The organism is Hymenobacter sp. DG25A (assembly GCF_001280305.1).
In the GTDB taxonomy this organism is placed as follows: Bacteria; Bacteroidota; Bacteroidia; order Cytophagales; family Hymenobacteraceae; genus Hymenobacter.
In genome coordinates this window covers 3,331,621-3,354,019 of record NZ_CP012623.1, presented here as the reverse complement: position 1 = coordinate 3,354,019, position 22,399 = coordinate 3,331,621, and the positions used below count along the sequence as shown (strand labels likewise).

Sequence of the window (22,399 nt, the reverse complement as noted above, 5' to 3'; positions counted from 1 at the left end):
CCTTCGCAAGCTCAGGATGACAGTAGGGGTCCCAAACATAAATTCCACTTCATGGATTTCAACCAACTCAGCCTGCAGGTAGCCGAGGTAGCCCGCCGGGCCGGCCAGTTCATTCATCAGGAAGCCGCTACCTTCGACCGGGGCCGCATTCAGCACAAAGGCCTGCACGATATGGTCTCCTACGTAGACCAAGAGGCGGAAAAGCTGCTGGTAGCCGGGTTGCGGGAGCTACTGCCCGAGGCCGGCTTCATAACCGAGGAAGGCACCACCGGTGGCAGCAGCCAGGCCACCAGCGCCGGCACCGAGCTGACCTGGATTATTGACCCCCTGGACGGCACCACCAACTTCATCCACGGCCTGCCCATCTACTCCGTGAGCGTGGCTTTAATGCAGGGCGCCGAGCTGGTGATTGGGGTGATTTACGAAGTCAACCAAAAGGAATGCTTCCGGGCCGTGCGCGGCGGCGGGGCGTTCTGCAACGAGCAGCCCATCCGGGTTTCCACCACCCAGGACCTGAATCATTCCCTCATTGCCACGGGCTTCCCCTACAGCAACTTCAACCGCATCGACACCTACCTGCCCATCCTGAAGGAGTTTATGCGCCGCACTAACGGCGTGCGCCGCGTAGGCTCCGCCGCCATTGACCTGGCCTGGGTAGCCGCCGGCCGCTTTGATGGGTATTTCGAGTTCAACATCAACTCCTACGACGTAGCCGCCGGCATTCTGCTGGTGCGCGAGGCCGGTGGCCACGTGACGCAGTTTCTGCACGACGGCGACCCCATCTTCGGGCGGGAAGTAGTAGCCTCCAATACCGCCGTGCACGCCGAGATGCAGGAAGTAATTGGGGAACATTGGCCGGCACACACGCCCGCCTAAACTTTTTCTTTGGCTTCGTAGTTTTGTGACCATCATGTGGATACAATACCTCATTATAGCCCTGCTCTTTGCCGGCGCGGCCTTTTATGTAGGCCGCATCTTCTGGCGGGCCTTTTTCGATAAAACTGCCAAAGGCTGCGCCAAAGGCTGCGGCAGCGCCTGCTCGGTTATTGACGTAGACCGCCTGCAGAAAACCATTGAGGCAGCCGCCAGTCGCCAGGCTGCCAGGTAGCCGGTTTCTCTTCTCCGATATTAAAACAACCTGTCCCCGCATTGGCTACGTATAGCCGATGCGGGGATTTTCTTTTCCCCTGCGCCATTGCTCTCCCTACATACCAAACGCCCTTCCCCATGCAAGACAAAGAAGAAGAACGGTCTTTAATAAACGTGGAAAAACGCCTCAACTCTGAAGGTTTCACAGCTGACTTCCGCGTAAAAGATGGCCGGCTGCATACCATCAGCGAAGAATCGGCCAAGAGCTACGCGCCCGATGAGGTGACGATTGTGGATTTCTACCGCTTTGAAGGGGAGAGTGACCCCAGTGATATGTCCATCCTCTATGCCCTGGAAACCTCCGACGGGGCACGCGGCACCATTTCCTCCGCCTACGGCACCTACGGCGACACCGACGCCCTGGAATTCCTGAAGCAGGTAGAAGACTTGGGTAAAAACCTGGATAAGAGCCATAAATAAGCTCGTCTGCCCTGTCTGACGTCTGACCGAGTGCGCTGCAACCCCCATTGCAGCGCACTCGCTGTTTCCGCCCTCATCAAACTCAACCATGAAAACGCTCCTTCCCACCTATTCTCTGCATTCTGCCGCCGACCTGGATCCGCTGTTGGAAGCCATTGGTGAGGCGCGCTTGGTACTGCTGGGGGAAGCCTCCCACGGCACGCATGAGTATTACACCTGGCGCACGGCGCTGAGCAAGCGCCTCATCAAGGAAAAGGGCTTTCAGTTTATTGCGGTGGAAGGCGACTGGCCCGACTGCTTTGAGGTGAATGCGGCCATTAAGCAGGACCAGGTCACCTACGGCTCGGCCGCCCGCCTGCTGCAGACCTTTAACCGCTGGCCCACCTGGATGTGGGGCAACTGGGAAATTTCGGCGTTGATTGATTGGCTGCACCAACTCAACCAAAAGCGCCCGCAAGAGCAACGCGTGGGCTTTTTTGGGCTGGATGTGTACAGCCTCTGGGACTCCTTGCAGGAGATTATGCGCTACGTGGAAAAGCAGGGAGATGGCGCCATTGAAGCGGCTCACCGAGCTTTTCGCTGCTTTGAGCCCTTCGGCAACGACCCGCAGGAGTATGCCGAGTCGGTGGCTTATGTGCGGCAGGACTGCGAGGATGAGGTAACGGAAATGCTGCAGGCCCTGCGCAAGCAGATTGCCGCATCTGCCCCCGATGGCCTGCTGGTGCGGGAGCAGAAATTCAACGCGGAGCAGAATGCGCTGGTGGCCGTAAATGCTGAGCGCTACTACCGCGCCATGATTAAGGGCGGCTCGGCCTCCTGGAATGTGCGCGACGAGCACATGATGGAAACCCTCACCCGCCTGCTGGACCTGCACGGACCCGACAGCAAAGCCATTATCTGGGAGCACAACACCCACATTGGCGATGCGCGCTACACCGATATGCCCCGCGACGGCTCCGTGAACGTAGGCCAGCTGGCCCGCGAGAAGTACGGCCGCGACAAGGTATTTGCCGTCGGCTTCGGCTCTTACCAAGGCTCCGTGGTAGCGGGCAAGAAGTGGGGCGCTACTCCGGAAAAAATGCCCGTGCCGGAAGCTCCGGCGGGCTCCTGGGAAAACATCCTGCACCAACAGCTCCACGGCGAAAATGGCCTGCTGTTATCGAAGGAGCTAAGCCCGCTGCCTATTCTGCAGCAGCCCATTGGCCACCGGGCCATTGGCGTGGTGTACCGCCCGCAGTTTGAGCGGTTTGGCAACTACGTGCCCTCCATCCTGCCGGAGCGCTACGACGCCTTTCTGTTCTTGGATAAGACCAAAGCCCTGCACCCGCTGCCTATCCAAGCCGACGAGCACACGCCCCCGGACCTGTATCCCTGGGTTTACTAAACAAGTAGCGCGAAGCTCCGGCTTCGCGTACGAGCAGAGCGAGTAGCCGGCGTCTGCTGACATTAGAACTCGCTGCGCTCGTACGCGAAGCCGGAGCTTCGCGCTACTTTGGTTTTACTGCTGGGCGGTTTTCTTTTCTTTGGAGGCGGCCGTTGAGCTGCTGTCGGGCCCGGCCAGGGAAATATCGGCCTCATCAAAGGCCCGCTTCAGGGCAATAATAGCGTCGCTTTTGGCCCCTACATATTCAATCTGCTTGGAGTGCAGAATCCAGAAGCGCAGCTGAAAGGTGACGGCATCGTTGGTAAAAGCCGTGAACATGAGCTGCACCGGCTTGTCAGGCGCCAGATTAGGCAGCTGAGCAATGGTTTCCAGAGCTACCTGCCGCACATGTTCCAGGTCGGAGTCGTGGCGGACGCCGCCATCCACATCCACGCGCCGGAAGCGGTTGGCGGAGAAATTAATCAGGGCGTTTTCGAACACGCTTTTGTTGGGCACGCGCACCAGCTCGCCCGTTACCTGCCGGATTTCCACAGTGCGCAGGCTGATGCGCTCCACCACCCCAAAAAACGTGGTGGTCTGCACCATATCCCCCACATTAAAGGGCCGCTGAATGGCAATGATAATCCCGGCAATGAAGTTGGCGGCAATATCCTGAAAGGCAAAGCCCAGGGCCAGGCCAATAATCCCGACACCCGCCAGCAGCGAGGTGACGGTCTTATCCAGGTTCAGAATACCCAGCACAAAGAATACACCCAGCAGCAGCGTTACCAGGTAGGCTACCGCTGATACTAAATCGTTGATGGCCTCGCTGTGCGAAACCCGCCGTAGCACATCGGCTATCAGCCGGCGCACCAGCCGCGCTACAAAAAAGGTGATAACTAAAACAACGGCCCCAATCAGCACATTGGGCAACAGCATAATGGCCTGGCGAAGCCAGGAATGCAGCTTTGTCCCTAAGAGGGAAAAAGCCTTATCTACTTCAAGCATACGGTGGTTCAGACAGTTCTACCCGCCCACATACGAAGCTGTGCAGCAAAAAGTGGCAGCCGGCCCGTGGCCTTAACCCCACACGCGGGTGCCTTCAGTGCAGTTGCGGCACATGTCAATCTGGTCGCGACCCTTTAACAATGAGGCGCGGAACTGCTGATACTTGGGGCCGTGCCACAGCCCGCGGAAGGTTTGCTGCTGCAGGTCGCCGAGGCGGTATTCGGCGTCCTTATCAAAGCAGCAGGGCACCACCAGGCCGTCCCAGGTAATCACGCAGCTGTGCCACATCTTCCAGCAGTGGTTCAGCAGCTTGTTCTTGATGCTCCAGGTGCCGTTGTTGTTCTCGTAGCGGGAATAGTAGTCAATGGTGGGGATGAGCGGGGAGCCCTGGGCGTAGTCATAAATCTGGGCGGTTTTAAACCACACATCATCCACGCCCAGGTCTTTAGCCAGCGCTTTGGCATCTTCCATTTGATGCTCGTTGGGACGAACTACCAGAAATTGGAATACCACCCGCGGCGTGCTCGATTTCAGCTCTTTCCGCCACTTGATAATGTTCTTGGTGCCTTCCAGCACCTTATCCAGCTTGCCGCCCACCCGGTATTGCTGGTACACTTCCTGAGTGGTGCCATCAAGAGAGATAATCAGCCGGTCGAGGCCTGACTCCACGGTGCGGCGGGCATTCTGGTCGTTGAGGTAGTGGGCGTTGGTGCTGGTGGCCGTGTAAATGCCTTTATCGGCGGCGTATTTTACCAGCTCCAAGAAGTGCGGGTGCAGGTAGGGCTCGCCCTGAAAGTAGAAAATTAGGTACCAGAGCCGGGAGGCTACCTCATCAATGGTGCGCTTGAACAGGTCATCGGGCAGCATGCCGGTGGGGCGCGTGAAGGAGCGCAGGCCGCTGGGGCACTCCGGGCAGCGCAGGTTGCAGCTGGTGGTGGGCTCGAAGGAAAGCGCCAGCGGCAGCCCCCAGTGCCGGGCCTTGCCCGTGAGCTTGCTCAGGGCATAGCCGCCTACCACCTGCGCCGTATTCAGGGCGCGACGCGGAGTCAGCTTCGACAGAAAATTCAGGCCATCAAGAACGGTGGAGCGCATAGAAGCATAAAGGTCGGGAATGCAGCGCAAAGCCGGCCACTCCATTTTCAGCACCTTAACCCCTAAAAGCAAGCGAAAGTTGTTCCCCGGGCGCGTCTTTCCGGGCCGGTTATACCGGTGCGGCCGGCAGAAGGACACCGTAACCGGCAGTGCGCCGGCATAAGTTACTAGAGGCCAGAGCCTGAGCATCAACTAAACAAAAAACGCCTTCCAACAAAGTCAGAAGGCGTTTTCGGGGTCGGTGCTAACCAACCGTTATCTCTTGATTTCGGCGGTACTGGTATACAGAGCCGCTTTGCCGAAGGAGTCTTTGATTTCCTCTACGGCCGCGTGGCTGCTGAGGCGCTTGGGCTTGGTATTCAGGAAGGTACCGTCCTCGGCCAGCAGCATGTAGCTGGGCACGTTGTCCAAGGCGTAGGCGCGGGCCAGGGCAGAACGCAGACCACCGGAAGCGCGCACGTGCACGCCCGGCAGCTTCTTGCTGACCACCAACTGGCGCCAGGCGGGCTCGTTCTCATCAAAGGCAATGTTGAGGAAGACAATGTTCTTGCCTTCAAACTTTTTGGCCAGATCCTGTGCGTAGGGCAGGTCGCGCAGGCACAAACCGCTGGTAGATTTCCAGAAGTTGATGTACACCAGCTTGCCGGCAAAGCTGCGCAGAGAGACGGAGTCGCCTTTGGCCGTAACCAGCTTGAAATCGGGGGCCTGGGCACCAATGGAAAAGGACTTGTGCGCGTCGAAGTCGGCCTGCAGGGCGGGCAGGTACTTGCCGGACTCCGGCTGGGTGCGGAAGTCGCTGAGCATGGCCTGCGAGAGTTTGATGTGCCCAAAGCGGAATGACTCCTGCATAATGCGGCCCAGCACCAGCGGCCGGACACTGCCACTGAGATTCTCCTTGGCCACCTCATAGCATACCTGGTAGAAATCAGGGTCGGAGCGCTGGTGGCTCTGGCTCTGCGCCTGGTAGTGAACGTAGTTCAGCAGAAACTCCTGATACATTTCGTTCTGCAGGGCAGAAGCGTTGTTGATCAGGCTTTTATCATTGAGGAATTCGTAATACGTAGGCGACATTTTCAGACGTCCCTCGGTGGCTACCACCTGCTCGCGCAGGTCCTGGAAAGTCAGCCGGTCGTTGGCGTAGGTATAGGCAATTTCGGCCTTCACGTAGTTGATGAACGGCTGAGAAAGGCTCTCTTCATTTTCAGCCAGGAACTTGTCTTCAGCTTTCCGCCGATAATCCAGAAAGCTCAGAAATCCCGGCTCGTAAAGCATGATATTTTCGGGCAGCACCTGAAAACCATCGTTCTCCACAAACTTGTCATCCATCTCCGAGAGGAAAGTGTTGGCTTCCGCCCCCTTGCCCTTAAAGCGGATGGAGCCCGCCATATCGGAGCCCTTAAACTTGATTTCCAGAGCATTGCCCGGCTCCACAAACAGGGCCGTTACGTCGTCGCCGTACACCAGGTCGGCGCGGGTAGGGCCGTCTACTTTCAGGGCCAGCCGGAACTCGCCTTTGCTGTCAACGCGGGCGTAGGTCAGCTGCTCGTTGGCCTGCAGGGGATTATCGCGCACGGAAATGGCGATGGTATCACTGTCCTGGTTACTGATTTTACCGGTAAGTAAAACGGTGCCCTGCGCCCAGCCGGACAGCGGCGCCAGAAGCGCAGCCATCAGACAGCCAGCAGCTATGCGGAAGGAAAATGCCATTAGAACGTATATCGAGGTAGTACGGCGCTTACAACAAGGAGGGTTAAACTGAACTTATCCGCGAATCTGCCCGGGGCCAGATGCCTCATTCTCTGATTTTTCGCGGGAAAAGTCAATTTAGATACCGAAGATAAGGCATTTGGATTGAGAAAGTCCAATCCGCAATGTTACTTTTTTCGTAACCGGCTGCCTACGCGGCTGTTTACGCAGATTTTAGCCAAACAAACCACTGAGCACCTCATCCAGGCGGCCTACCGGATGCACCCGGATGCCAAAACGCCCCAGATCGAGCCCCCGGGCATTAAACTGCGAAATATACATTTCGCCAAACCCCAGCTTTTCGGCCTCGGAGAGGCGCTGATCCAGCCGGCTCACGGCCCGTATCTCCCCACTCAGGCCCACTTCGGCCGCTAGGCAGGTTTCGCCGGACAGCGGAATATCATTCAGCGAGGAAACCACGGCCGCGCACACGGCCAGGTCCAGGGCCGGGTCGTCGAGGCGCAGGCCACCGGCAATGTTCAGGAATACGTCGTGCTGACCTAAGCGCAGGCCGCTGCGCTTTTCCAGCACGGCCAGCAGCATCTGCAGGCGTTTGGCATCAAAGCCGGTGCTGCTGCGCTGGGGCGTGCCGTAGGTGGCGGGCGTAACCAGGGCCTGCACTTCTACCAGCAAGGGGCGGTTGCCTTCCAGCGTGGCACCAATAGCCATGCCGCTCAGCGTTTCGGTGCGCTGCGAAAGCAGAATTTCCGAGGGGTTACTCACCTGCCGCAAACCAGAGCCTTGCATCTCATAAATACCCAACTCTGAGGTAGATCCGAAGCGGTTTTTGATGGTGCGCAGAATGCGGTAGCTCAGGTGCCGGTCGCCCTCAAACTGCAGCACGGTATCCACCATGTGCTCCAGAATTTTGGGACCGGCAATGGAGCCGTCTTTGGTGATGTGGCCGATGAGCAGCACGGGTACGCCGGTTTCCTTAGCATACTTCAGCAGCTCCTGGGTGCACTCGCGCACCTGGCTCACGGAGCCCGCCCCCGATTCCACCAGCCCCGAGTGCAGGGTTTGAATGGAGTCGATGACCACGATGTTGGGCTGCAGCTGGTCTATCTGCTTGAAGATATTCTGGGTATTGGTTTCGGTGAGAATGTAGCAGCCCGGGTGCTGCTCACCAATGAGACGCTCGGCGCGCATCTTGATCTGCTGCTCACTTTCCTCACCCGACACATACAGCACCTTCAGCTGGCGCAGCTGCATGGCAATCTGCAGCATGAGCGTGCTTTTGCCGATGCCCGGCTCGCCCCCAATCAGCACCAGGGACCCAGGTACCAGGCCCCCGCCCAGCACGCGGTTCAGCTCGCCATCGTGGGTGATGATGCGGGGCTCTTCTTCATAGTGTATCTCACTGACGGGGCGCGGCTTAGACACTTTGGTGGTGCTGGCAGCGGCCGGCGTTTTCCAGGAGCCGGCGGCCTGGGTGTCTTCCTTCTGCACCACTTCCTCCACGTAGGTATTCCACTCCCCGCAGGAAGGGCAGCGGCCAATCCACTTCACGGATTGCGCCCCGCAGTTCTGGCAGAAATAAAGGGTCTTCAGTTTGGCCATTCGGGTAAGCTCAGGGGGAAATAAGAAGAATGCGCGGCGGCGCAAAAAAGTTTGGCAAGAAACACCTTTTAACCGCAGCACCGAAAGCCGCGGCCAAAGCACTTTCCACAATTAACCGGGCCGGCAAACTACCCACCCCGGCAGTTGTTCGTATAAGTCCGGGGCTGGTTATCAGCGGGGGCGGGTAGCGCTTGTGTTTTGGCTCTTGAGGCGCAGTTATGACATCTTTCTTCTCTTCTTTTTCTATTCGATTTCTTCTGGGTACCCTGCTCCTTTCTCTGGCCGGCTGCGAGTGGGTGGAGTTCAGTCCCAACGACCACCGGGCTCCGGCCGAAGAAAGCCACCTCACGCGCAAAAATCTGGCCCGCCTGGAGCAGCAGACCCTGCCGCCCGGCGACACGCTGCGGTTTGTATTCACCGGCGACTCCCAGCGGTTTTATGAGCAGGCCGATGCTTTTGTACAAAGCGTAAACCAACAGCAGGGCATTTCCTTTGTGGTAGTGGCCGGGGATATTTCTGATTTCGGCCTGAACCGCGAAATGCGCTGGGTAAATGAAAAGCTGAGTAAGCTAAGTGTGCCCTACCTCACCGTCATCGGCAACCACGACCAGGTAGCCAACGGCCGCGCCGCGTATCAGGAAATATTCGGGCCCCTGAACTACACGTTTACCTACGCCGGCACCCGCTTTATCATGACGGATACCAACGGGCGCGAGTACAACTTCAACGGCCGCATTCCGGACGTGCCTTGGGTGGAGCAGCAGCTGGCCGATACCGTGGGCGTACAGCGCCAGGTGGTGATGTCGCACGTGCCCCCGGAAGACCCCGACTTTGACCCGGCCCTGCGCCCGGCTTACACCGCCGCGCTGCGCAATGCCCCGCGGCTGGTATTTGAGCTGAACGGCCACCGCCACGATTTTCACATCGGCCAGCCCTTTGATGATGGCGTGACCTATATCAACTCCTTTGCCTTTGAGAAACGCCAGTATGTAGTGCTCACGGTGTGGGGCCAGAAGCAGTTCCGCCTCCAAACCATTGCTTTCTGATGCGGATGCTGTTCCTGTTTTTGCTGCTGGCCTTGCCGCTGACCGCCTTGGCCACCCCGCCCCTGCCCCCCGATTCGGCAGCCGCGCCTGCGGCCAAGCACTGGTATCACCCGCGCCATTTGATGCTGCAAACCGGGGGCGGCATTGGCATGGTGGCCGTGGGCGCCGGCTACAGCTACTGGCGCCAGCGGCTGAGCACGGATATTTTGGTGGGCTACGTACCGAAACAACACGCCGGCACTGAGCTCACTATTGTCACGCTGAAAGCGTCTTACTCGCCGGTACGCCTGCCGCTGGGGGCGGACTGGCAGCTGACGCCCCTGACGGTGGGCGCCTATGGCAGCTACACCCACGGGCTGCAAAACCCCGGCGAGCCCAACCAGTACCCCGATGACTACTACTGGTTTTCGCGCACGCTGCGCTACGGCCCGTTGCTGGGCAGCAGCATTGCCTATACGGCCTGGCCCACCTCACCCGACCATAGCCGCTCCCTAGCTTTTTATTATGAGGTGGGCTCGAATGACTTATACCTGCACAGCTACCTCACCAACCGCCATAGCCTGCGACCGTCCCAGCTTCTGACGTTGGCTATCGGTCTGAAAATGAATCTATAACAAGCCGAACAACCCGGCAAACCGGCAGTGATTTCAGGAGTTTTGTCGGCTTTTATCCCGCGCCGGCAACATACCGGGCTAAAGCTATGCGCAGCAGCAGTCAACATATAAGACGTGTGGGTGGAGCGTTGATGGCGGGCAGCTGGCTGATGGGGTGCAGCCTGCTGGAATCCAGCCCCAACCAGGCCTACGCACCGGCCGCCGAGCAGCACCAGACCAGCCGCAACTTAGCCCGGCTGGCCGCGCAGCCCCCTACCCACCACGGCGACACGGTACGCTTTGTCTTGGTAGGCGACACCCAGCGGTTTTATGATGAAACGGCGGACTTCGTGGCCAGCGTAAACCAGCAGCCGCGCATCGATTTTGTGACTATTGCCGGGGATATTTCTGATTTCGGGCTGGGGCGCGAAATGCACTGGGTGCACCGCCGCCTGCAAAAGCTGCGCGTGCCCTACCTCACTGTCATCGGCAACCATGATGAGCTGGGCAACGGCCGCGCCGCCTACCAGGCGCACTTTGGCCCCCTGAACTACTCCTTTGTGTACCAGGGCACGCGCTTTATCTGCCTGGATACCAATGGCCGCGAGTACGGCTTTAACGGCCGCGTGCCCGACCTTGACTGGCTGGAGCAGCAGCTGGCCGATACCGCCGGCATTGCCCGAACCGTCATCCTCTGCCACGTCCCCCCCAACGATGCTGACTTCGACCCCAAACTGGTGCAACCCTACACGCAGCTGCTGGGCCGCCATCCTAAAGTAACCCTGCACCTAGGCGCGCACATTCACCGTTTCACGGCCGGGCAGCCCTTTCACGATGGGCTTACCTACCTTACGGCTTATAACCTGCGGAAGCGGCGCTACCATATTCTGACGCTGTGGGGGCAGCGCTACTTCCGCCTGGAAACCGTCAGCTATGCTAAGGTGCGCTAAAGCCGGGGCCCTGGTGGCCGCCCTGTTTCCCCTGCTGGCCCAGGCCCAGAAGCCTATGCCCGGCGCAGGCCCATTTTTTCTGACGGTGCAGGTAGGCGGTGGCATTGGCACAGTGGCGGTAGGCGGCGGCTACCGGCTGGCCCGGCAGCGGCTGGAGCCCGAGGTACTGGTAGGTTATGTACCGCGGCGGGTGGCCGGGGGGCGGGCGCTGGGTATTATCACCCTCAAAACCACTTATATCCCCTTCTCTCCTAAGCTGGGGCAGCACCTGCAGGTAAGTCCTGTTACGGTAGGCGGCATGGTGAACTACACGCTGGGCCGGCGCTTTTTTCTTACCAGCCAGTCTACCGGCCGCTACCCCACCAGGGGGTATTACTGGTGGTCCTCGGCGGTGCGGGTGGGGGCCTTTTTGGGGCCGCGCCTTACGTATGTGGCCCCGGCAGCGCAGGGCTTCCGGCGCACCAGCGCCTATGCTGAGCTCAGCACCAATGACCTGTATCTGGTGAGCATGCTGTCCAACAAGACACTAAGCCCGGCGGAAATCCTGACGTTGGGGCTGGGCGCCAAAATCAGTCGATAGCCGCCTCGCCTTTCTTGCCGGCTTTGGCGGCCAGATAGGCCACCCGGGCTTCGTTCAGCAGCTGTAGAATAAGGGTGCGCTGCTGTAGTAGCGCTTCCATGGCAGGCCGCTGCTGCCGGAAAAGCTGCAGGGTACGCAAGCGCCGCAGCCGGCCTTCCAGGTTGCCCCAGTAGTTGAGGGCAAAAAAGCCCGCCGGGGCCAGGCTCAGAGCGTAGAGGGTGGTCCAGCGCCAGTCCTGCGTGAAATGGTGCACCAGCGCCGTTTGGGCCACATACCCCAGGCTGAAGGTAAGCATGCCCGTGACCAGCATAATGGGCGCCAGAAAGGCAATGTCTGTCGTGGCTTTGCGGGCAATCAGGGAAGGTATAATGTAGGGAATGTAGTTGTTGATAACGCCGTACACATACAGCGGCAGCCCCAGAATAAGGCGCGAGGCAGTGCTAACGGCGCGGGAAAAGCGGGTGCCGGTTTTCTGCTGACCAGCTTCCAGCGCTTCATCGGTGAGCCGGAATTTATGTAGTTGGGCCAGATACGTGGTCAGCTGCCGGCGCACTTCCGTGAGGTGGGCGGGGGCGTGCTGCTCGAAGTAGAGAATGGCCTGCTGCAGCGTGCGGCTCAGCTGGAAGTTGTCGTAGAGCGTGGTGGGGTCGTCATCGGGGTTGAGATGGTCGCCGAAGGTGCGCTCTACCTGCCGGGCCAGCTCGTCCTCGGCGGCGTCGCGGGTAATCACGAGGCGCACTTCCATGCGGCGGCGGATTTCCTCGGTCAGCAAATCGGCCGCTGCTTCGGGGTCCTGCTGGTAGGCCGCGGCATAATCGGCTACCCGGATAGGCGGGGCCACATTGATAAAGACATCGGAGCGAAACCGGGTCGGATCGAAATAATTAATACCCAGCGGTAGCACGTGCAGCCCCAGCTGAAAATTATAGCGGGCTTCCGTACCCAGGGCAATGCGCGCCGCGCCGGTTTTCAATGGCCGCAGCTTACGCTCTGATACGCTGGTGCCCTCCGGAAAAATCATCACTGTGCCGCCCTGGCCCAAATAATCAAAGCAGCGGCCAAAGGAGGCCTCGTTGCGGGCCGCTATTTCCTCCAGACTGGCGCCGCCTTCCCCGGTTTCGGCATCCTGCCGGCGGTAAATGGGAATCGAGTTGCCGGACTCCATAATGCGGCGCAGGATGGGGTTTTGAAAGAAGGTGCTCTTGGCCAGAAAGGCAATGGGCTCCCGGCGGTTTACGGCCACCACCAAAGGATCCATCAGCGTGTTGGGGTGGTTGCCGGTAATCAGCAGCGGCCCCGGCATTTGCAGCCGCTGTGGATTACGAACTTCGAGCTTACGAAAAAACACGCGCAGTGCTACCTGCACCAGCGGTTTCATAACAGTATAAAAGAGCATGGGCCCAAGTACGGCAAATCCCCATCACCGACAAGCAAGGGATGAAAACGGCAGCTGTCTACTCCTACAAATCTCTTCTTCCAACTCCTTCAAAAACAGCTGTCATCCTGAGCTTGGCGAAGGACCTTATCAGGTAAGAACGAGTCGTTGTGACGCTTGTCGTTTAGCCATGATAAGATCCTTCGCGGGGCTCAGGATGACAGAAGAACTGTGAGTGATTTAGGATAAGAGAAGCTCTTTACTCCCGGTTCATTATGGCGTTCTGCCGGTTGATGGACTCCAGGTGCACGGCGGCGAAATACTGCTCTACAAACTCCGGGGTGAGTCCCACAGACGTGCCCTGGCGCTGGGCGCGCTCCAGCACTTCGTTCCAGCGGCTGGTCTGCAGGATGGTGATGTCGTTTTCCTTCTTGTACTCGCCTATTTTTTCGGCCACGCCCATGCGGCGACCCAGCAGCTGGATAATTTCGGCATCGAGCTGGTTGATTTGCTCGCGCAGGCTGGCCAGGGCCGTCAGGAACTCGCGCTGGTTGGTGGTTTCGTGGCGCCACACCAAATCCTGAATCAGGTCCTTCAGTACTTCGGGCGTGATTTGCTGCTTGGCGTCGCTCCAGGCCGCGTCGGGGTTCTGATGGCTCTCAATCATGTTGCCATCGAAGCCCAGGTTGAGGGCCTGCTGGGCCACGGCGAAGAGCGTATCGCGGCGGCCGCAGATGTGGCTGGGGTCGCAGAGCAGCGGCATTTCCGGTTGGCGGCGCTTCATCTCGATGGGCAGGTGCCACATGGGCGCGTTGCGGTAGTCGGTGTTGCCGTAGCTGCTGAAGCCCCGGTGAATGAGGCCCACTTTTTCCAGCCCGGCCTTTTGCAGGCGCTCCACGGCGCCCACCCACAGCTCCAGCTCCGGGTGAATGGGGTTTTTCACCAGCACCGGTACCTGCACGCCGCGCAGCACGTTGGCAATTTCCTGCACCGAAAACGGGTTGCCGGTGGTGCGGGCGCCCACCCACAAAATATCTACCCCAAAGGCCAAGCAGTCTTCCACGTGCTTGGCGGTGGCTACTTCTACGGCTATCGGCAGGCCCGTCAGCTCACTGGCTTTCTTGAGCCAGGGCAGGCCCTTGGTGCCCACGCCCTCAAAGCCGCCGGGCTTGGTGCGGGGCTTCCAGATGCCGGCGCGCAGGGCCTGCACCTTGCCGGTGGCGGCCAGGCGCTGGCAGGTATCCAGCACCTGCTCTTCGGTTTCGGCGGAGCAGGGTCCGGAAATCAGGTAAGGCTTATCGTCTGGCTGGCGGTTGAAAAGGGCAGATTGCATGATGTATGGCTGGTTTTTGAGTTTTGTAGAAAAATGATGCCTTGTACCGGTCATGTCGAGCGGAGTCGAGACATCTCGCGTGCTGATGTAGTAGTAGTAATTAGGTTTACCACACTAGCGAGATGTCTCGACTGCGCTCGACATGACGTTCTTACAGTGAGCGTTACTTCAGAATTTTCTTAATGAGGTTGGCTTGCTGGATCTGCTGGTACACGGCGGCGTAGTCTTCCTGGGCAATGAGCTGGCGCAGGTGCTGCAGCTGGTGAATGTGCTCATCGAGTACATCCAGCACGTTCACGCGGTTCTGGCGGAAGATGGGCACCCACATATCGGGGGAGCTTTTGGCCAGGCGCACGGTGGAGGCGAAGCCCCCGCTGGCCAGGGCAAAAATCTGCTGCTCTTCCTTTTCCTTTTCTAATACGGTGAGGGCCAGTGCGAAAGACGTGATATGGGAAATGTGTGACACGTACGCCGTATGCAAATCATGAGCAGCCGCATCGAGGTACTCAATGTTCATCTGCAGCTGTTCGAAGAGGCTTTGCACCTGCGCCACGGCATCAGCATCACTCTGTTCGGCGTCGCAGATAACCAAGGTTTTGTCGGTGAACAGTTCCGGCACGGCGGCTTCCGGGCCGGAGTATTCGGTGCCGGCCATGGGGTGCACGGCCACGAAACGGCCCCGCTTGGGATGCCCGGCCACAGCGGTCAGCAGCATGGATTTGGTAGAGCCCACGTCGATAACTACCTGGTTTTTCACCGCATCCAAAACCTGGGGCAGCACCGTGAGCATGGCATCCATGGGCACGGCCACTACCACCAGGTCGGCCCGGCGCACGGCGCTGATCAGGTCCGGGGTGCCTTCGTCAATCAGCTGTAGCTGCCGGGCCTGCAGCAGGTTTTCGGGGCTGTGGTCTACCCCAATAATGTGGCTGGCTAATCCTTTCTGCCGGAGGCTGATGGCCAGTGAGCCGCCAATGAGCCCGACACCGATGATAGTTACAGTTTTCATGAGGCTGAAGTAGTAAAAGAGGGTTGAACCCGGGCCGCGCGAATGCGCCCTAGAGCAGCCTGCAGCACCGCCGTGGGCTGGCACAAACTCACCCGAATAAAGCCGTTGCCATTGGTACCGAAAATGCCGCCGGGCGTGAGGAAGACCCGCGCCGTGTGTAGCAACTCGTCGCTCAGGGCGAAGCCATCCGCATACCCGGCCGGAATGGCCGACCATACAAACAAGCCCACCTGCTGGCGGGCAAAGCTGCAGCCAATGGTTTCCAGCAGCTCAAACACCAGCTCCCGGCGGGCGGCATAATGGGCGTTCAGCTCCGCGTACCAGCTTTCATCCAGCTGCAGGGCTTCGATGGCCGCCAGCTGCACCGGCAGAAACATACCCGAATCGAGGTTACTCTTGAAGCGCAGCACTTCCTGCAGCAAATCGGCGCGGCCCAGGAGCATGCCCACGCGCCAGCCCGCCATGTTGTGCGACTTACTCAGGGAGTTCAGCTCCAGCACCACTTCCCGCGCCCCCGGCACGGCCAGCAAACTTTGCGGCGGCTCCTGGTTGAGAATGAAGCTGTAGGGGTTGTCGTGCACCAGCAGAATATTGTGTGCCGTGGCAAAAGCCACCAGACGGGCAAAAAAGGCGGCATCGGGTGGGGTGCCGGTGGGCATGTGCGGGTAATTCACCCACATCAGCTTCACGCGGCTCAGGTCCTGGTGGGCCAGCGCCTCCAGGTCGGGCAGCCAGTGGTTGGCGGCGGTCAGGTCGTAGTCTACGGGGGTGGCGCCGCTGAGCTGGGCGGCGGCGCGGTAGGCCGGGTAGCCAGGGTTCGGAATCAGTACTTCGTCCCCGGCTTCCAGAAACGTCATGCTGATGTGGATGATGCCTTCCTTGGAGCCCAACAGCGGCAGCACTTCCGCCTCCGGGTTCAGCGCCACGCCGTAAAACCGCTGGTACCAGTCGGCCATGGCCTGGCGCAGGGCCGGCACGCCTTTATAATTCTGATAGGCGTGGGTGTTGGGCAGCTGGGCCGCGGTAGTAAGGGCCGCAATAACGAGGGGATGCGGCGGCATATCCGGGCTGCCAATACCCAGGTTAATCACCGGCGCGCCGGCCTTATTCAGCCTCTCAATTTCGCGCAGCTTCTGAGAGAAGTAGTACTCCTGCGTGTGGTGAAGGCGGCTGGCTACGGAAACTTGCATAGATGTTCGTTTTTATCTGTCATGCAGAGGCGAAGCCGAAGCATCTCGCGTGCAGTGGTATATAATTACTATGGCAAACTCAGCAAGCGAGATGCTTCGCCTCTGTCTGATGTTCTGTGGTTTCGGGCTTACTTATAGGTGGCGCCTCTGTGATATACGCCCAGCACCTCCAGCCCTTCCGTTACGGGCTTTATTTCCCGCAACGCGGCTTCCAGCTGGGCCGGGTCGTCAAACTCCAGGTCGGCGTGGAAGTAGTAATGCCAGGTTTTGGCCGGAATGGGGAAGGACTGGAGCTTGGATAGGTTGATGCCCTGCCCGGCAATGCGGACCAGCACCTGGGCCAGGCTGCCCTGGGCGTGGGTGGTATGGAAGTACACCGAGGCTTTATTGGACTGCGCCACCGGCGCCGCATTCTCGGGCCGCGCCAACGCCAGAAAGCGGGTGTAGTTTTTCTTTTCGGAGTGAATATCCTTCTCCAGAATTTCCAGCCCAAACAGCTCGGCGGCCAGCTTGCCGGCCACGGCGGCCATGCCCGTGCGCAGCCCTTCCCGGATGCGCTGCGCACTGAGAGCCGTGTCTTCGGTTTCTACCAGCCGCCAGGGGCCGTGCTGGTTCAGGAAGTCGGCGCACTGCAGCAGGGCCATGGGATGGGAGTGCACCTCCTGAATATCGGCCAGCTGCTGGCCGGGCAAAGCCATCAGATGCTGCCGGATCTGCAGGTACACCTCGCCGGTTACGCGCAGGTTGGCCTGGCGCAGCAGGTTATAGTTGGGCAGAATGCTGCCGGCAATAGAGTTTTCAATGGCCATCAGGCCATAGGGTGCCGTGCCGCTGGCTACCTGACGCACCACTTCTCCAAACGTGGCGCAGGGCGCAGTCAGGGCCGCGGGGCCGAAGTAGTGCCGGGCAGCTATCTGGTGGAAGCTGCCTTCGAAACCCTGAATGGCAATGGTATGCGGCATGGTAATCAGCGAAAAACGGAAATAAAAAAGGGCCGGCGCGGTTGCGGGGCCCTAGGTAGTTGCTGCATTCTGAGTGGTTAGAACATGCAAAAGGGGCCCCGCTGCTTCCGGTAATAGAAGTAGTAGCGAAAGAAGAAGCTGAAAGGAGCGGTACCGGAACGCATGGAATCAGAAAGGGCGTAAAAAAAGCCTCCGGGTAGGGAGGCTTGCATGAGTTTGTGGGATGATGCTACAAACAGGGGCCTCGCTGCTACGGTTTGCCGTAGTAGAAGTAGTAGCTAAAATAGAAGCGGGCCGCGGGCGTAGGCATGATCTGCAGGGGGTTGTTGACCAAAGCTAGCCAAGGATTTCGAAAATGCAAGGTACTGGGGGCAGTTTTCGATGACCTTTGCCGTCAGCCGGCCCGGTTTATGCCCTGAATGCGGCCGGGGCAGTATCTTGCTTCGCTATTCTCCTGCATGATGCGTTTTAGAGTGTTGTTATTGTTGAGCTGGCTGCTGCCAGTGGCCGGCGCGTGGGCGCAGGGCGAGTCTATTGTGCTGCAGCGGGCCAACCAGCTGATCTTGGAGCGCAAGTATGAGTCGGCCTTTGTACTGCTGCAGAACTTTGACCCCGAGCATAAGCGCCCGGCCGTGGCGCTTATGGCCTCGGAGCTGGCGCTGCAGTACCACAGCCGGCACCTGAACTACCGCCGGTTTGCCTTCCGCAACCTCTCGCTCACCCAGCCGCTGGACTCCATCCGGGTGCTGGCCCGCACCGATACGCTGGCCTTTTTCTTTCCCGTGCGCACCATTCTGGAAGGCCTGCACAAGAAGTACCCCGATAACTATAAGCTGGATAAAGGCCTGGCCGACTACTATTTTGAGGTGCAGCAGTGTGGCTGCGCCGAGCCCGGCCGCACCGAAGACAACCTGTTCCCATTGATGGTGCAGCATTACGAAGCAGCCCACAAGCACGGTTACGGCGACTACCTTTCCTACTATGCCCTGGGCTATGCCTACATGCGGCTGGGTCAGTTTAAAGCCAGCTCAGGGGCCTTTGAGCACACCATTTCCCTGCGCAAGAACTACGCCCTGGCCCATTTCAACCTGGCTTACGACTACATAGAGCTGCACCAGCTGCCCAAAGCCCGCCACGAGGCCCAGCTGGCCGTGGCCCTGTTCACGGAGCCACAGTTTAAGTCCGATGCGCAGTACATGCTCGAGAATCTGGAGCGGCGCATTACCAAGTTAAAGGCCGAGGCGGCGGCCGCCAAAGCTGCGGCGGCTAAAAAGAAGAGCACGCCCAAGGCCACGGCGGCCCGCAAGCCCAAACCATCTAAAAAACCCATTCCCAAAATAGCACCCATGCCGCGCCCGGCGGCCCTGCCCGACAGCTTGCCCGTAGCTCCCGCCCCCATCGATACGCTGCGCTCCGCTGCCCGCCCGGAATAACCGTCTGGCAGCTTTAAAAACAGCCTTATCACACTCTATTTGGTGCTGTTAAACACCGGTTATTAATTATAATATTCTGATTATCAATCATTAAATAATTCATTATTCTGGGCTACAAATAACTGGCACGGTTTTGTAATAGTACTGTTCAGAAGCCGGACGGCCCGTAGCGCGCACTGTGGTTACCGGTCCTTATTCTTCCTCCGCACTCCTGATTTTTACTGCCATGATTTTGAAGCGACTTTTCGGCCGCCTGGCCGCGGCTACCCTATTGTTTTCGGCGTTCGGCAACCTGGCCCAGGCGCAGGTGCAAACCCACCGTGTACCCGCCTACACCGGCCGCACCCCCACTCGCACTACCTATTCCACTTCCGCTGCCTCTACCACCAAAGGCGTACAGCTGGGCATTAAAGCCGGCGTGAACGTAGCCGACTGGTCCGGTGATGCCGTGAACAGCGTGATGGACCTGGCCGATTTTACGGAAGGTGCCGTTACCAAGGAAATGAAGCCCGGCTTCCACGCCGGCCTGTACGCTACGCTGCCCCTGGGCGAGCATTTCGCCATTGAGCCCGGCGCCCTGTACTCGGAGAAAGGCATGCAGCTTTCCGGCAAGATTCCCTTCGAGCAGTTTGACTTCCTGAATACCCGCGTGACGGCCACGGCGCGCATGGCCTACCTGGATGTACCCGTGCTATTAAAAGCGTACCTCACCCCCGGCTTCTATCTCTATGCCGGGCCCCAGGCCTCTTTCCTGCTGAGCAACAAAGTGCGGCTGCAGGCCGGCGCTCTTGGCTTCTCCGCTTACCAGCATGATTTTGACGTGAAAGATCAGTTCCGCCCCGTCGATTTTGGGGTAGTAGGTGGCCTGGGCTACCAGTCGGATATGGGCCTGGGCATCAGCGCCGGCTACGACTACGGCCTGTCTTCGTTGGATAAGAACAACCGCTTTGATGCGCAGAACCGCGTGATTAAAGCCTCGCTCAACTACTCCTTCTAAGCTCCGCTGAGCTCTTTCTAATAGATTAGTAAGCATGCAAAAAGCCCCGCTGTGCAATCAGCGGGGCTTTTTGCATCTGAATAGCCGGGAAGGCGGCCCCGGCCATAACAACTAAAACGGCGCCGGGGCAGACCAGGCCTTACAGGGGCAGTAGCTCCAGCCGTCTGCAAACAGCTGGCCGCCCCTGACTGGGCTGGTGAGTACCGGACCCAGCCTGCCCCTATGCTTTCACCGCGGAAAATTCTGTTGGGTTTGTGCGTTGCTTTCGAGCGGTTTCCGATGGCAAAGCATTTCTGTTTTTATCCTGATATTCATTGCTGCCGGGCACCTTCCTGCGCCTGCTTTGCGGCGCATTTTTGGGCGATGAGCGGGCCAGCAAGGCAACTTCGGTGCGGCAGTTGCCGAGTAAGTTTTTATGCGGGTATCACGAAGTATTTTCTGTCTGATGCCGGCCGGCATCCGATTCCACACGGGGCCGTTGGTTTTTCGGTAAGCACACCAGGGTAAGCTGAGCCCTGCAAGCTTACGCGCTGCAGATAAACCGCAGACCCCGTATCTTATGGCAACGAAACCGTAGCTTTCCCGCTTACCTGTTGGGTTCTGCATCTTATGTGGTTCAAACGTCGCCCTACGCTGCCGGCTGCCCTCTCCGATGAGGAGCTGCTACTACGCTACCGCCAGCACGGCGACGTAGCCGACCTGGGCGTGCTCTATGAACGCTACATGACGGAGGTATTTGCCACCTGCCGGCGCTACCTGCACGAGGAAGAAGATGCCAAGGATGCCGTGATGCAGCTCTTTGAAAAGCTGGTAGATACCCTGCGCCAGCACGAGGTCAGCAACTTCCCGGCCTGGCTGCACACCACGGCCCGCAACCATTGCCTGATGGTGCTGCGCGCCCACAAACGCACCGGCCCCGACAGCGGCGGAAGTCTGGTGTTGCACTTTTCTGATGCCGCCGATATGGAATCGGTAGTGGCGCGGCATCAGTCAGACGATGACCCGGAGGAAGCCCTGTTTACCGAGGAGCGCCTGCAGGCGCTGGAACATGCCCTGGCCGAGCTTCCGCCCGGCCAGCAGCAGTGCCTGAGGCTGTTTTACCTCGAAAACAAATGCTACCGCGACATCTCCACTGAAACAGGATACGACCTGAACGCAGTAAAAAGCCATATCCAAAACGGCAAGCGCAACCTGCGCCGCCACCTCGAATCACCTTCTTCCTTCAATGCACCCTCATAGCTCCGCCTCCTCCGCCACCTCTGCAGCTAACCGGCATTTGCCCGTAGAGCTGCTACGGCGCTACGTAGCCGGAGACCTTCCCTCTGCTGAACAGCATACCATAGAAGCCCACACCCTGGCATGTACGCAGTGCGCCGATATTCTGGAGGGCCTTTCCCAAACCGATGCGGCCACCACGGACCGGGCCCTGACCGAGCTACACCAGCGCTTACAGGCCCGCGTAGGCAGCGGGGCCGCTGGTCGGCCCATAGGCGGGATGTGGTGGCAGGCCGCCGCGGCCATTTTAGTACTGGTTATAGCCGGCACTTTCTTCTGGATGCGGCCGCACCGCCAACCAGCCGCTTCTTCCCCGGCTCAGCAAGCCGTAGTTACGCGCACCCCAGCGGCTGCGCCGCAGCCGGAGGCCGCGGCCCCCGTGACCACGCCCGCGCCACTGGCTGCAAAAAAAATAGTGGCAGTCGTTCAGCCGGTTAGCAAGCCCGTAGCTCAGAAAAAAACGAAAGCCCGTCGCACCCGCTACGTGGCCACGATGCGCAACAAATGGCGCAACGTACCACCTGCACCGGCTGCAGGCGCCGGTAAGGCATCTTTAGCTACCACCAAACCTTCCCCGGACAGCGGGCAATACGCCGCGCAGGTGGCGCCATTGTCAGCAATGGATTCGGCAGCTGCCACCACAACTGCTGCCGGTAAAGCCCCGGCAGTTTCCTCGCCCGAAACCCTGAAGCCCGCCACACAGCCGGCCCGCCGCATCAGTGGCCGCCTGACCGATGGGCCTACCGGCAAAGCGCTGGCCGGCGTAGCCGTGCATGCCACCGGCACTGCCGTGCAAAGCAAAACCAATGAAGACGGCCGGTTTGAGCTGCTGGTGCCGGCCGGGGTATCCAGCCTCACGTTTATGGCCGCCGGCTACCGCGACAATGAGCGTGTGCTGGGCCCTGACTCCATGCTGGCCCTGAGCATGACGCCCCTGACCAGCACGGCACCCAGTACCGTAGTGCCGGAAGGCCGGGGACGGGCGGCCAAAATGCCCACTATCCCGGATATTGCCCCCACGCCCGCCGGGGGCCTGGCCGCCTTCAATCAATATGTAGAGCGGGAAGTTCGCTACCCGGAAAAAGATCCGCCTGCCGCCGCCTACGGGGCCAAAGTGGCCGTAAAGCTGCGCTTTATTGTGGCGGCCGATGGCTCGCTGCAGGATATTAAAGTAGTAGAACCCCTGAGCGACGAGTACGATGCGGAAGCCATCCGCCTGCTGAAAGAGGGCCCGGCCTGGTACCCGGCCGTGGTAAATGGGCAACGCATTGCCCACAAGGCCCAGGTAAGCGTGATATTCCGCTTCGACAACCGCTAA

At 59.3% G+C, this 22,399-nt stretch carries 21 protein-coding genes; 12 read left to right on the top strand and 9 right to left on the bottom strand.

Annotation, left to right across the window (positions count from 1 at the left end; translation table 11 throughout):
* Positions 1-51: 51 nt before the first annotated feature.
* From AM218_RS14365 to AM218_RS14350, 4 genes are all read left to right on the top strand, one after another.
* Positions 52-876, top strand: coding sequence for an inositol monophosphatase family protein (locus AM218_RS14365; RefSeq protein ID WP_054414519.1), 825 nt, complete (start codon positions 52-54; stop codon positions 874-876).
* A 34-nt stretch (positions 877-910) separates the two neighbouring features.
* Positions 911-1,108 carry a FeoB-associated Cys-rich membrane protein gene (locus AM218_RS14360; protein WP_157547674.1) on the top strand — a complete coding sequence of 66 codons (198 nt, stop codon included), beginning with the start codon at positions 911-913 and terminating at the stop codon, positions 1,106-1,108.
* 119 nt (positions 1,109-1,227) lie between these two features.
* Positions 1,228-1,569, top strand: coding sequence for a hypothetical protein (locus AM218_RS14355; protein WP_054414517.1), 342 nt, complete (start codon positions 1,228-1,230; stop codon positions 1,567-1,569).
* Positions 1,570-1,657: 88 nt separating this feature from the next.
* Complete coding sequence (locus AM218_RS14350; RefSeq protein ID WP_054414516.1) at positions 1,658-2,953, top strand: erythromycin esterase family protein; 1,296 nt, start codon at positions 1,658-1,660, stop codon at positions 2,951-2,953.
* A 114-nt stretch (positions 2,954-3,067) separates the two neighbouring features.
* Here AM218_RS14350 and AM218_RS14345 read toward each other — a convergent pair whose 3' ends face one another.
* The 4 genes from AM218_RS14345 to radA form a co-directional block, all read right to left on the bottom strand.
* Positions 3,068-3,940, bottom strand: coding sequence for a mechanosensitive ion channel family protein (locus tag AM218_RS14345; RefSeq protein ID WP_054414515.1), 873 nt, complete (start codon positions 3,938-3,940; stop codon positions 3,068-3,070).
* A 72-nt stretch (positions 3,941-4,012) separates the two neighbouring features.
* Positions 4,013-5,032, bottom strand: a complete 1,020-nt coding sequence (locus AM218_RS14340) for an SPASM domain-containing protein (protein ID WP_054415644.1) — start codon at positions 5,030-5,032, stop codon at positions 4,013-4,015.
* Positions 5,033-5,287: 255 nt separating this feature from the next.
* Complete coding sequence (locus AM218_RS14335; RefSeq protein ID WP_054414514.1) at positions 5,288-6,703, bottom strand: TlpA family protein disulfide reductase; 1,416 nt, start codon at positions 6,701-6,703, stop codon at positions 5,288-5,290.
* A gap of 249 nt (positions 6,704-6,952) precedes the next feature.
* Entirely contained in the window at positions 6,953-8,338 is a 1,386-nt protein-coding gene (radA, locus tag AM218_RS14330) for a DNA repair protein RadA (protein WP_044510752.1), read from the bottom strand.
* Positions 8,339-8,556: 218 nt separating this feature from the next.
* On the opposite strand from radA, the gene AM218_RS14325 reads away from it, so the two are divergent.
* The 4 genes from AM218_RS14325 (at position 8,557) to AM218_RS14310 (ending at position 11,507) form a co-directional block, all read left to right on the top strand.
* Positions 8,557-9,384 carry a metallophosphoesterase family protein gene (locus AM218_RS14325; RefSeq protein ID WP_054414513.1) on the top strand — a complete coding sequence of 276 codons (828 nt, stop codon included), beginning with the start codon at positions 8,557-8,559 and terminating at the stop codon, positions 9,382-9,384.
* A gap of 5 nt (positions 9,385-9,389) precedes the next feature.
* The gene (locus tag AM218_RS14320; protein ID WP_157547673.1) at positions 9,390-9,998 is read left to right on the top strand and encodes a hypothetical protein; all 609 of its coding nucleotides are present in this window, start codon (positions 9,390-9,392) and stop codon (positions 9,996-9,998) included.
* 116 nt (positions 9,999-10,114) lie between these two features.
* The gene (locus AM218_RS14315; RefSeq protein WP_231717500.1) at positions 10,115-10,927 is read left to right on the top strand and encodes a metallophosphoesterase family protein; all 813 of its coding nucleotides are present in this window, start codon (positions 10,115-10,117) and stop codon (positions 10,925-10,927) included.
* On the top strand, positions 10,911-11,507 hold the full coding sequence (locus tag AM218_RS14310; protein WP_054414510.1) for a hypothetical protein: 597 nt from the start codon (positions 10,911-10,913) through the stop codon (positions 11,505-11,507). The genes AM218_RS14315 and AM218_RS14310 overlap by 17 nt, the downstream gene beginning before the upstream one ends.
* Here AM218_RS14310 and AM218_RS14305 read toward each other — a convergent pair.
* The 5 genes from AM218_RS14305 to AM218_RS14285 form a co-directional block, all read right to left on the bottom strand.
* Positions 11,497-12,885, bottom strand: a complete 1,389-nt coding sequence (locus AM218_RS14305; RefSeq protein ID WP_054414509.1) for a lysophospholipid acyltransferase family protein — start codon at positions 12,883-12,885, stop codon at positions 11,497-11,499. The genes AM218_RS14310 and AM218_RS14305 overlap by 11 nt on opposite strands.
* A gap of 256 nt (positions 12,886-13,141) precedes the next feature.
* Entirely contained in the window at positions 13,142-14,215 is a 1,074-nt protein-coding gene (locus tag AM218_RS14300; protein ID WP_054414508.1) for a chorismate mutase, read from the bottom strand.
* Positions 14,216-14,378: 163 nt separating this feature from the next.
* Entirely contained in the window at positions 14,379-15,224 is an 846-nt protein-coding gene (locus AM218_RS14295) for a prephenate dehydrogenase (RefSeq protein ID WP_054414507.1), read from the bottom strand.
* Positions 15,221-16,414 (bottom strand): pyridoxal phosphate-dependent aminotransferase, encoded by a 1,194-nt coding sequence (locus AM218_RS14290; RefSeq protein ID WP_054414506.1) that lies wholly within the window; start codon positions 16,412-16,414, stop codon positions 15,221-15,223. The genes AM218_RS14295 and AM218_RS14290 overlap by 4 nt, the downstream gene beginning before the upstream one ends.
* Positions 16,415-16,542: 128 nt before the next feature.
* Positions 16,543-17,376: a prephenate dehydratase gene (locus tag AM218_RS14285; RefSeq protein WP_054414505.1), complete on the bottom strand. Its 834-nt coding sequence runs from the start codon at positions 17,374-17,376 to the stop codon at positions 16,543-16,545.
* A gap of 458 nt (positions 17,377-17,834) precedes the next feature.
* Here AM218_RS14285 and AM218_RS14280 point away from each other — a divergent pair, with 458 nt between their 5' ends.
* The 4 genes from AM218_RS14280 to AM218_RS14265 all read left to right on the top strand — a co-directional run bounded on the left by AM218_RS14280 (position 17,835) and on the right by AM218_RS14265 (position 22,399).
* Positions 17,835-18,809, top strand: a complete 975-nt coding sequence (locus tag AM218_RS14280; RefSeq protein ID WP_157547672.1) for a hypothetical protein — start codon at positions 17,835-17,837, stop codon at positions 18,807-18,809.
* A gap of 226 nt (positions 18,810-19,035) precedes the next feature.
* On the top strand, positions 19,036-19,806 hold the full coding sequence (locus AM218_RS14275) for a porin family protein (RefSeq protein ID WP_054414503.1): 771 nt from the start codon (positions 19,036-19,038) through the stop codon (positions 19,804-19,806).
* Positions 19,807-20,415: 609 nt separating this feature from the next.
* On the top strand, positions 20,416-21,045 hold the full coding sequence (locus tag AM218_RS14270; RefSeq protein ID WP_054414502.1) for an RNA polymerase sigma factor: 630 nt from the start codon (positions 20,416-20,418) through the stop codon (positions 21,043-21,045).
* A complete protein-coding gene (locus AM218_RS14265; RefSeq protein ID WP_082318253.1) occupies positions 21,032-22,399 on the top strand; it encodes a carboxypeptidase regulatory-like domain-containing protein in 1,368 nt (455 codons plus the stop codon). Before AM218_RS14270 ends, AM218_RS14265 begins: the two co-directional genes overlap by 14 nt.

Excerpts from the sequence above, each read along its gene's own strand:
- AM218_RS14365 (WP_054414519.1), top strand. The coding sequence starts at position 52 with ATGGATTTCAACCAACTCAGCCTGCAGGTAGCCGAGGTAGCCCGCCGG.
- AM218_RS14360 (WP_157547674.1), top strand. The coding sequence starts at position 911 with ATGTGGATACAATACCTCATTATAGCCCTGCTCTTTGCCGGCGCGGCC.
- AM218_RS14355 (WP_054414517.1), top strand. The coding sequence starts at position 1,228 with ATGCAAGACAAAGAAGAAGAACGGTCTTTAATAAACGTGGAAAAACGC.
- AM218_RS14350 (WP_054414516.1), top strand. The coding sequence starts at position 1,658 with ATGAAAACGCTCCTTCCCACCTATTCTCTGCATTCTGCCGCCGACCTG.
- AM218_RS14345 (WP_054414515.1), bottom strand. The coding sequence starts at position 3,940 with ATGCTTGAAGTAGATAAGGCTTTTTCCCTCTTAGGGACAAAGCTGCAT.
- AM218_RS14340 (WP_054415644.1), bottom strand. The coding sequence starts at position 5,032 with ATGCGCTCCACCGTTCTTGATGGCCTGAATTTTCTGTCGAAGCTGACT.
- AM218_RS14335 (WP_054414514.1), bottom strand. The coding sequence starts at position 6,703 with ATGGCTGCGCTTCTGGCGCCGCTGTCCGGCTGGGCGCAGGGCACCGTT.
- radA (WP_044510752.1), bottom strand. The coding sequence starts at position 8,338 with ATGGCCAAACTGAAGACCCTTTATTTCTGCCAGAACTGCGGGGCGCAA.
- AM218_RS14325 (WP_054414513.1), top strand. The coding sequence starts at position 8,557 with ATGACATCTTTCTTCTCTTCTTTTTCTATTCGATTTCTTCTGGGTACC.
- AM218_RS14320 (WP_157547673.1), top strand. The coding sequence starts at position 9,390 with ATGCTGTTCCTGTTTTTGCTGCTGGCCTTGCCGCTGACCGCCTTGGCC.
- AM218_RS14310 (WP_054414510.1), top strand. The coding sequence starts at position 10,911 with ATGCTAAGGTGCGCTAAAGCCGGGGCCCTGGTGGCCGCCCTGTTTCCC.
- AM218_RS14305 (WP_054414509.1), bottom strand. The coding sequence starts at position 12,885 with ATGAAACCGCTGGTGCAGGTAGCACTGCGCGTGTTTTTTCGTAAGCTC.
- AM218_RS14300 (WP_054414508.1), bottom strand. The coding sequence starts at position 14,215 with ATGCAATCTGCCCTTTTCAACCGCCAGCCAGACGATAAGCCTTACCTG.
- AM218_RS14295 (WP_054414507.1), bottom strand. The coding sequence starts at position 15,224 with ATGAAAACTGTAACTATCATCGGTGTCGGGCTCATTGGCGGCTCACTG.
- AM218_RS14290 (WP_054414506.1), bottom strand. The coding sequence starts at position 16,414 with ATGCAAGTTTCCGTAGCCAGCCGCCTTCACCACACGCAGGAGTACTAC.
- AM218_RS14285 (WP_054414505.1), bottom strand. The coding sequence starts at position 17,376 with ATGCCGCATACCATTGCCATTCAGGGTTTCGAAGGCAGCTTCCACCAG.
- AM218_RS14280 (WP_157547672.1), top strand. The coding sequence starts at position 17,835 with ATGATGCGTTTTAGAGTGTTGTTATTGTTGAGCTGGCTGCTGCCAGTG.
- AM218_RS14275 (WP_054414503.1), top strand. The coding sequence starts at position 19,036 with ATGATTTTGAAGCGACTTTTCGGCCGCCTGGCCGCGGCTACCCTATTG.
- AM218_RS14270 (WP_054414502.1), top strand. The coding sequence starts at position 20,416 with ATGTGGTTCAAACGTCGCCCTACGCTGCCGGCTGCCCTCTCCGATGAG.
- AM218_RS14265 (WP_082318253.1), top strand. The coding sequence starts at position 21,032 with ATGCACCCTCATAGCTCCGCCTCCTCCGCCACCTCTGCAGCTAACCGG.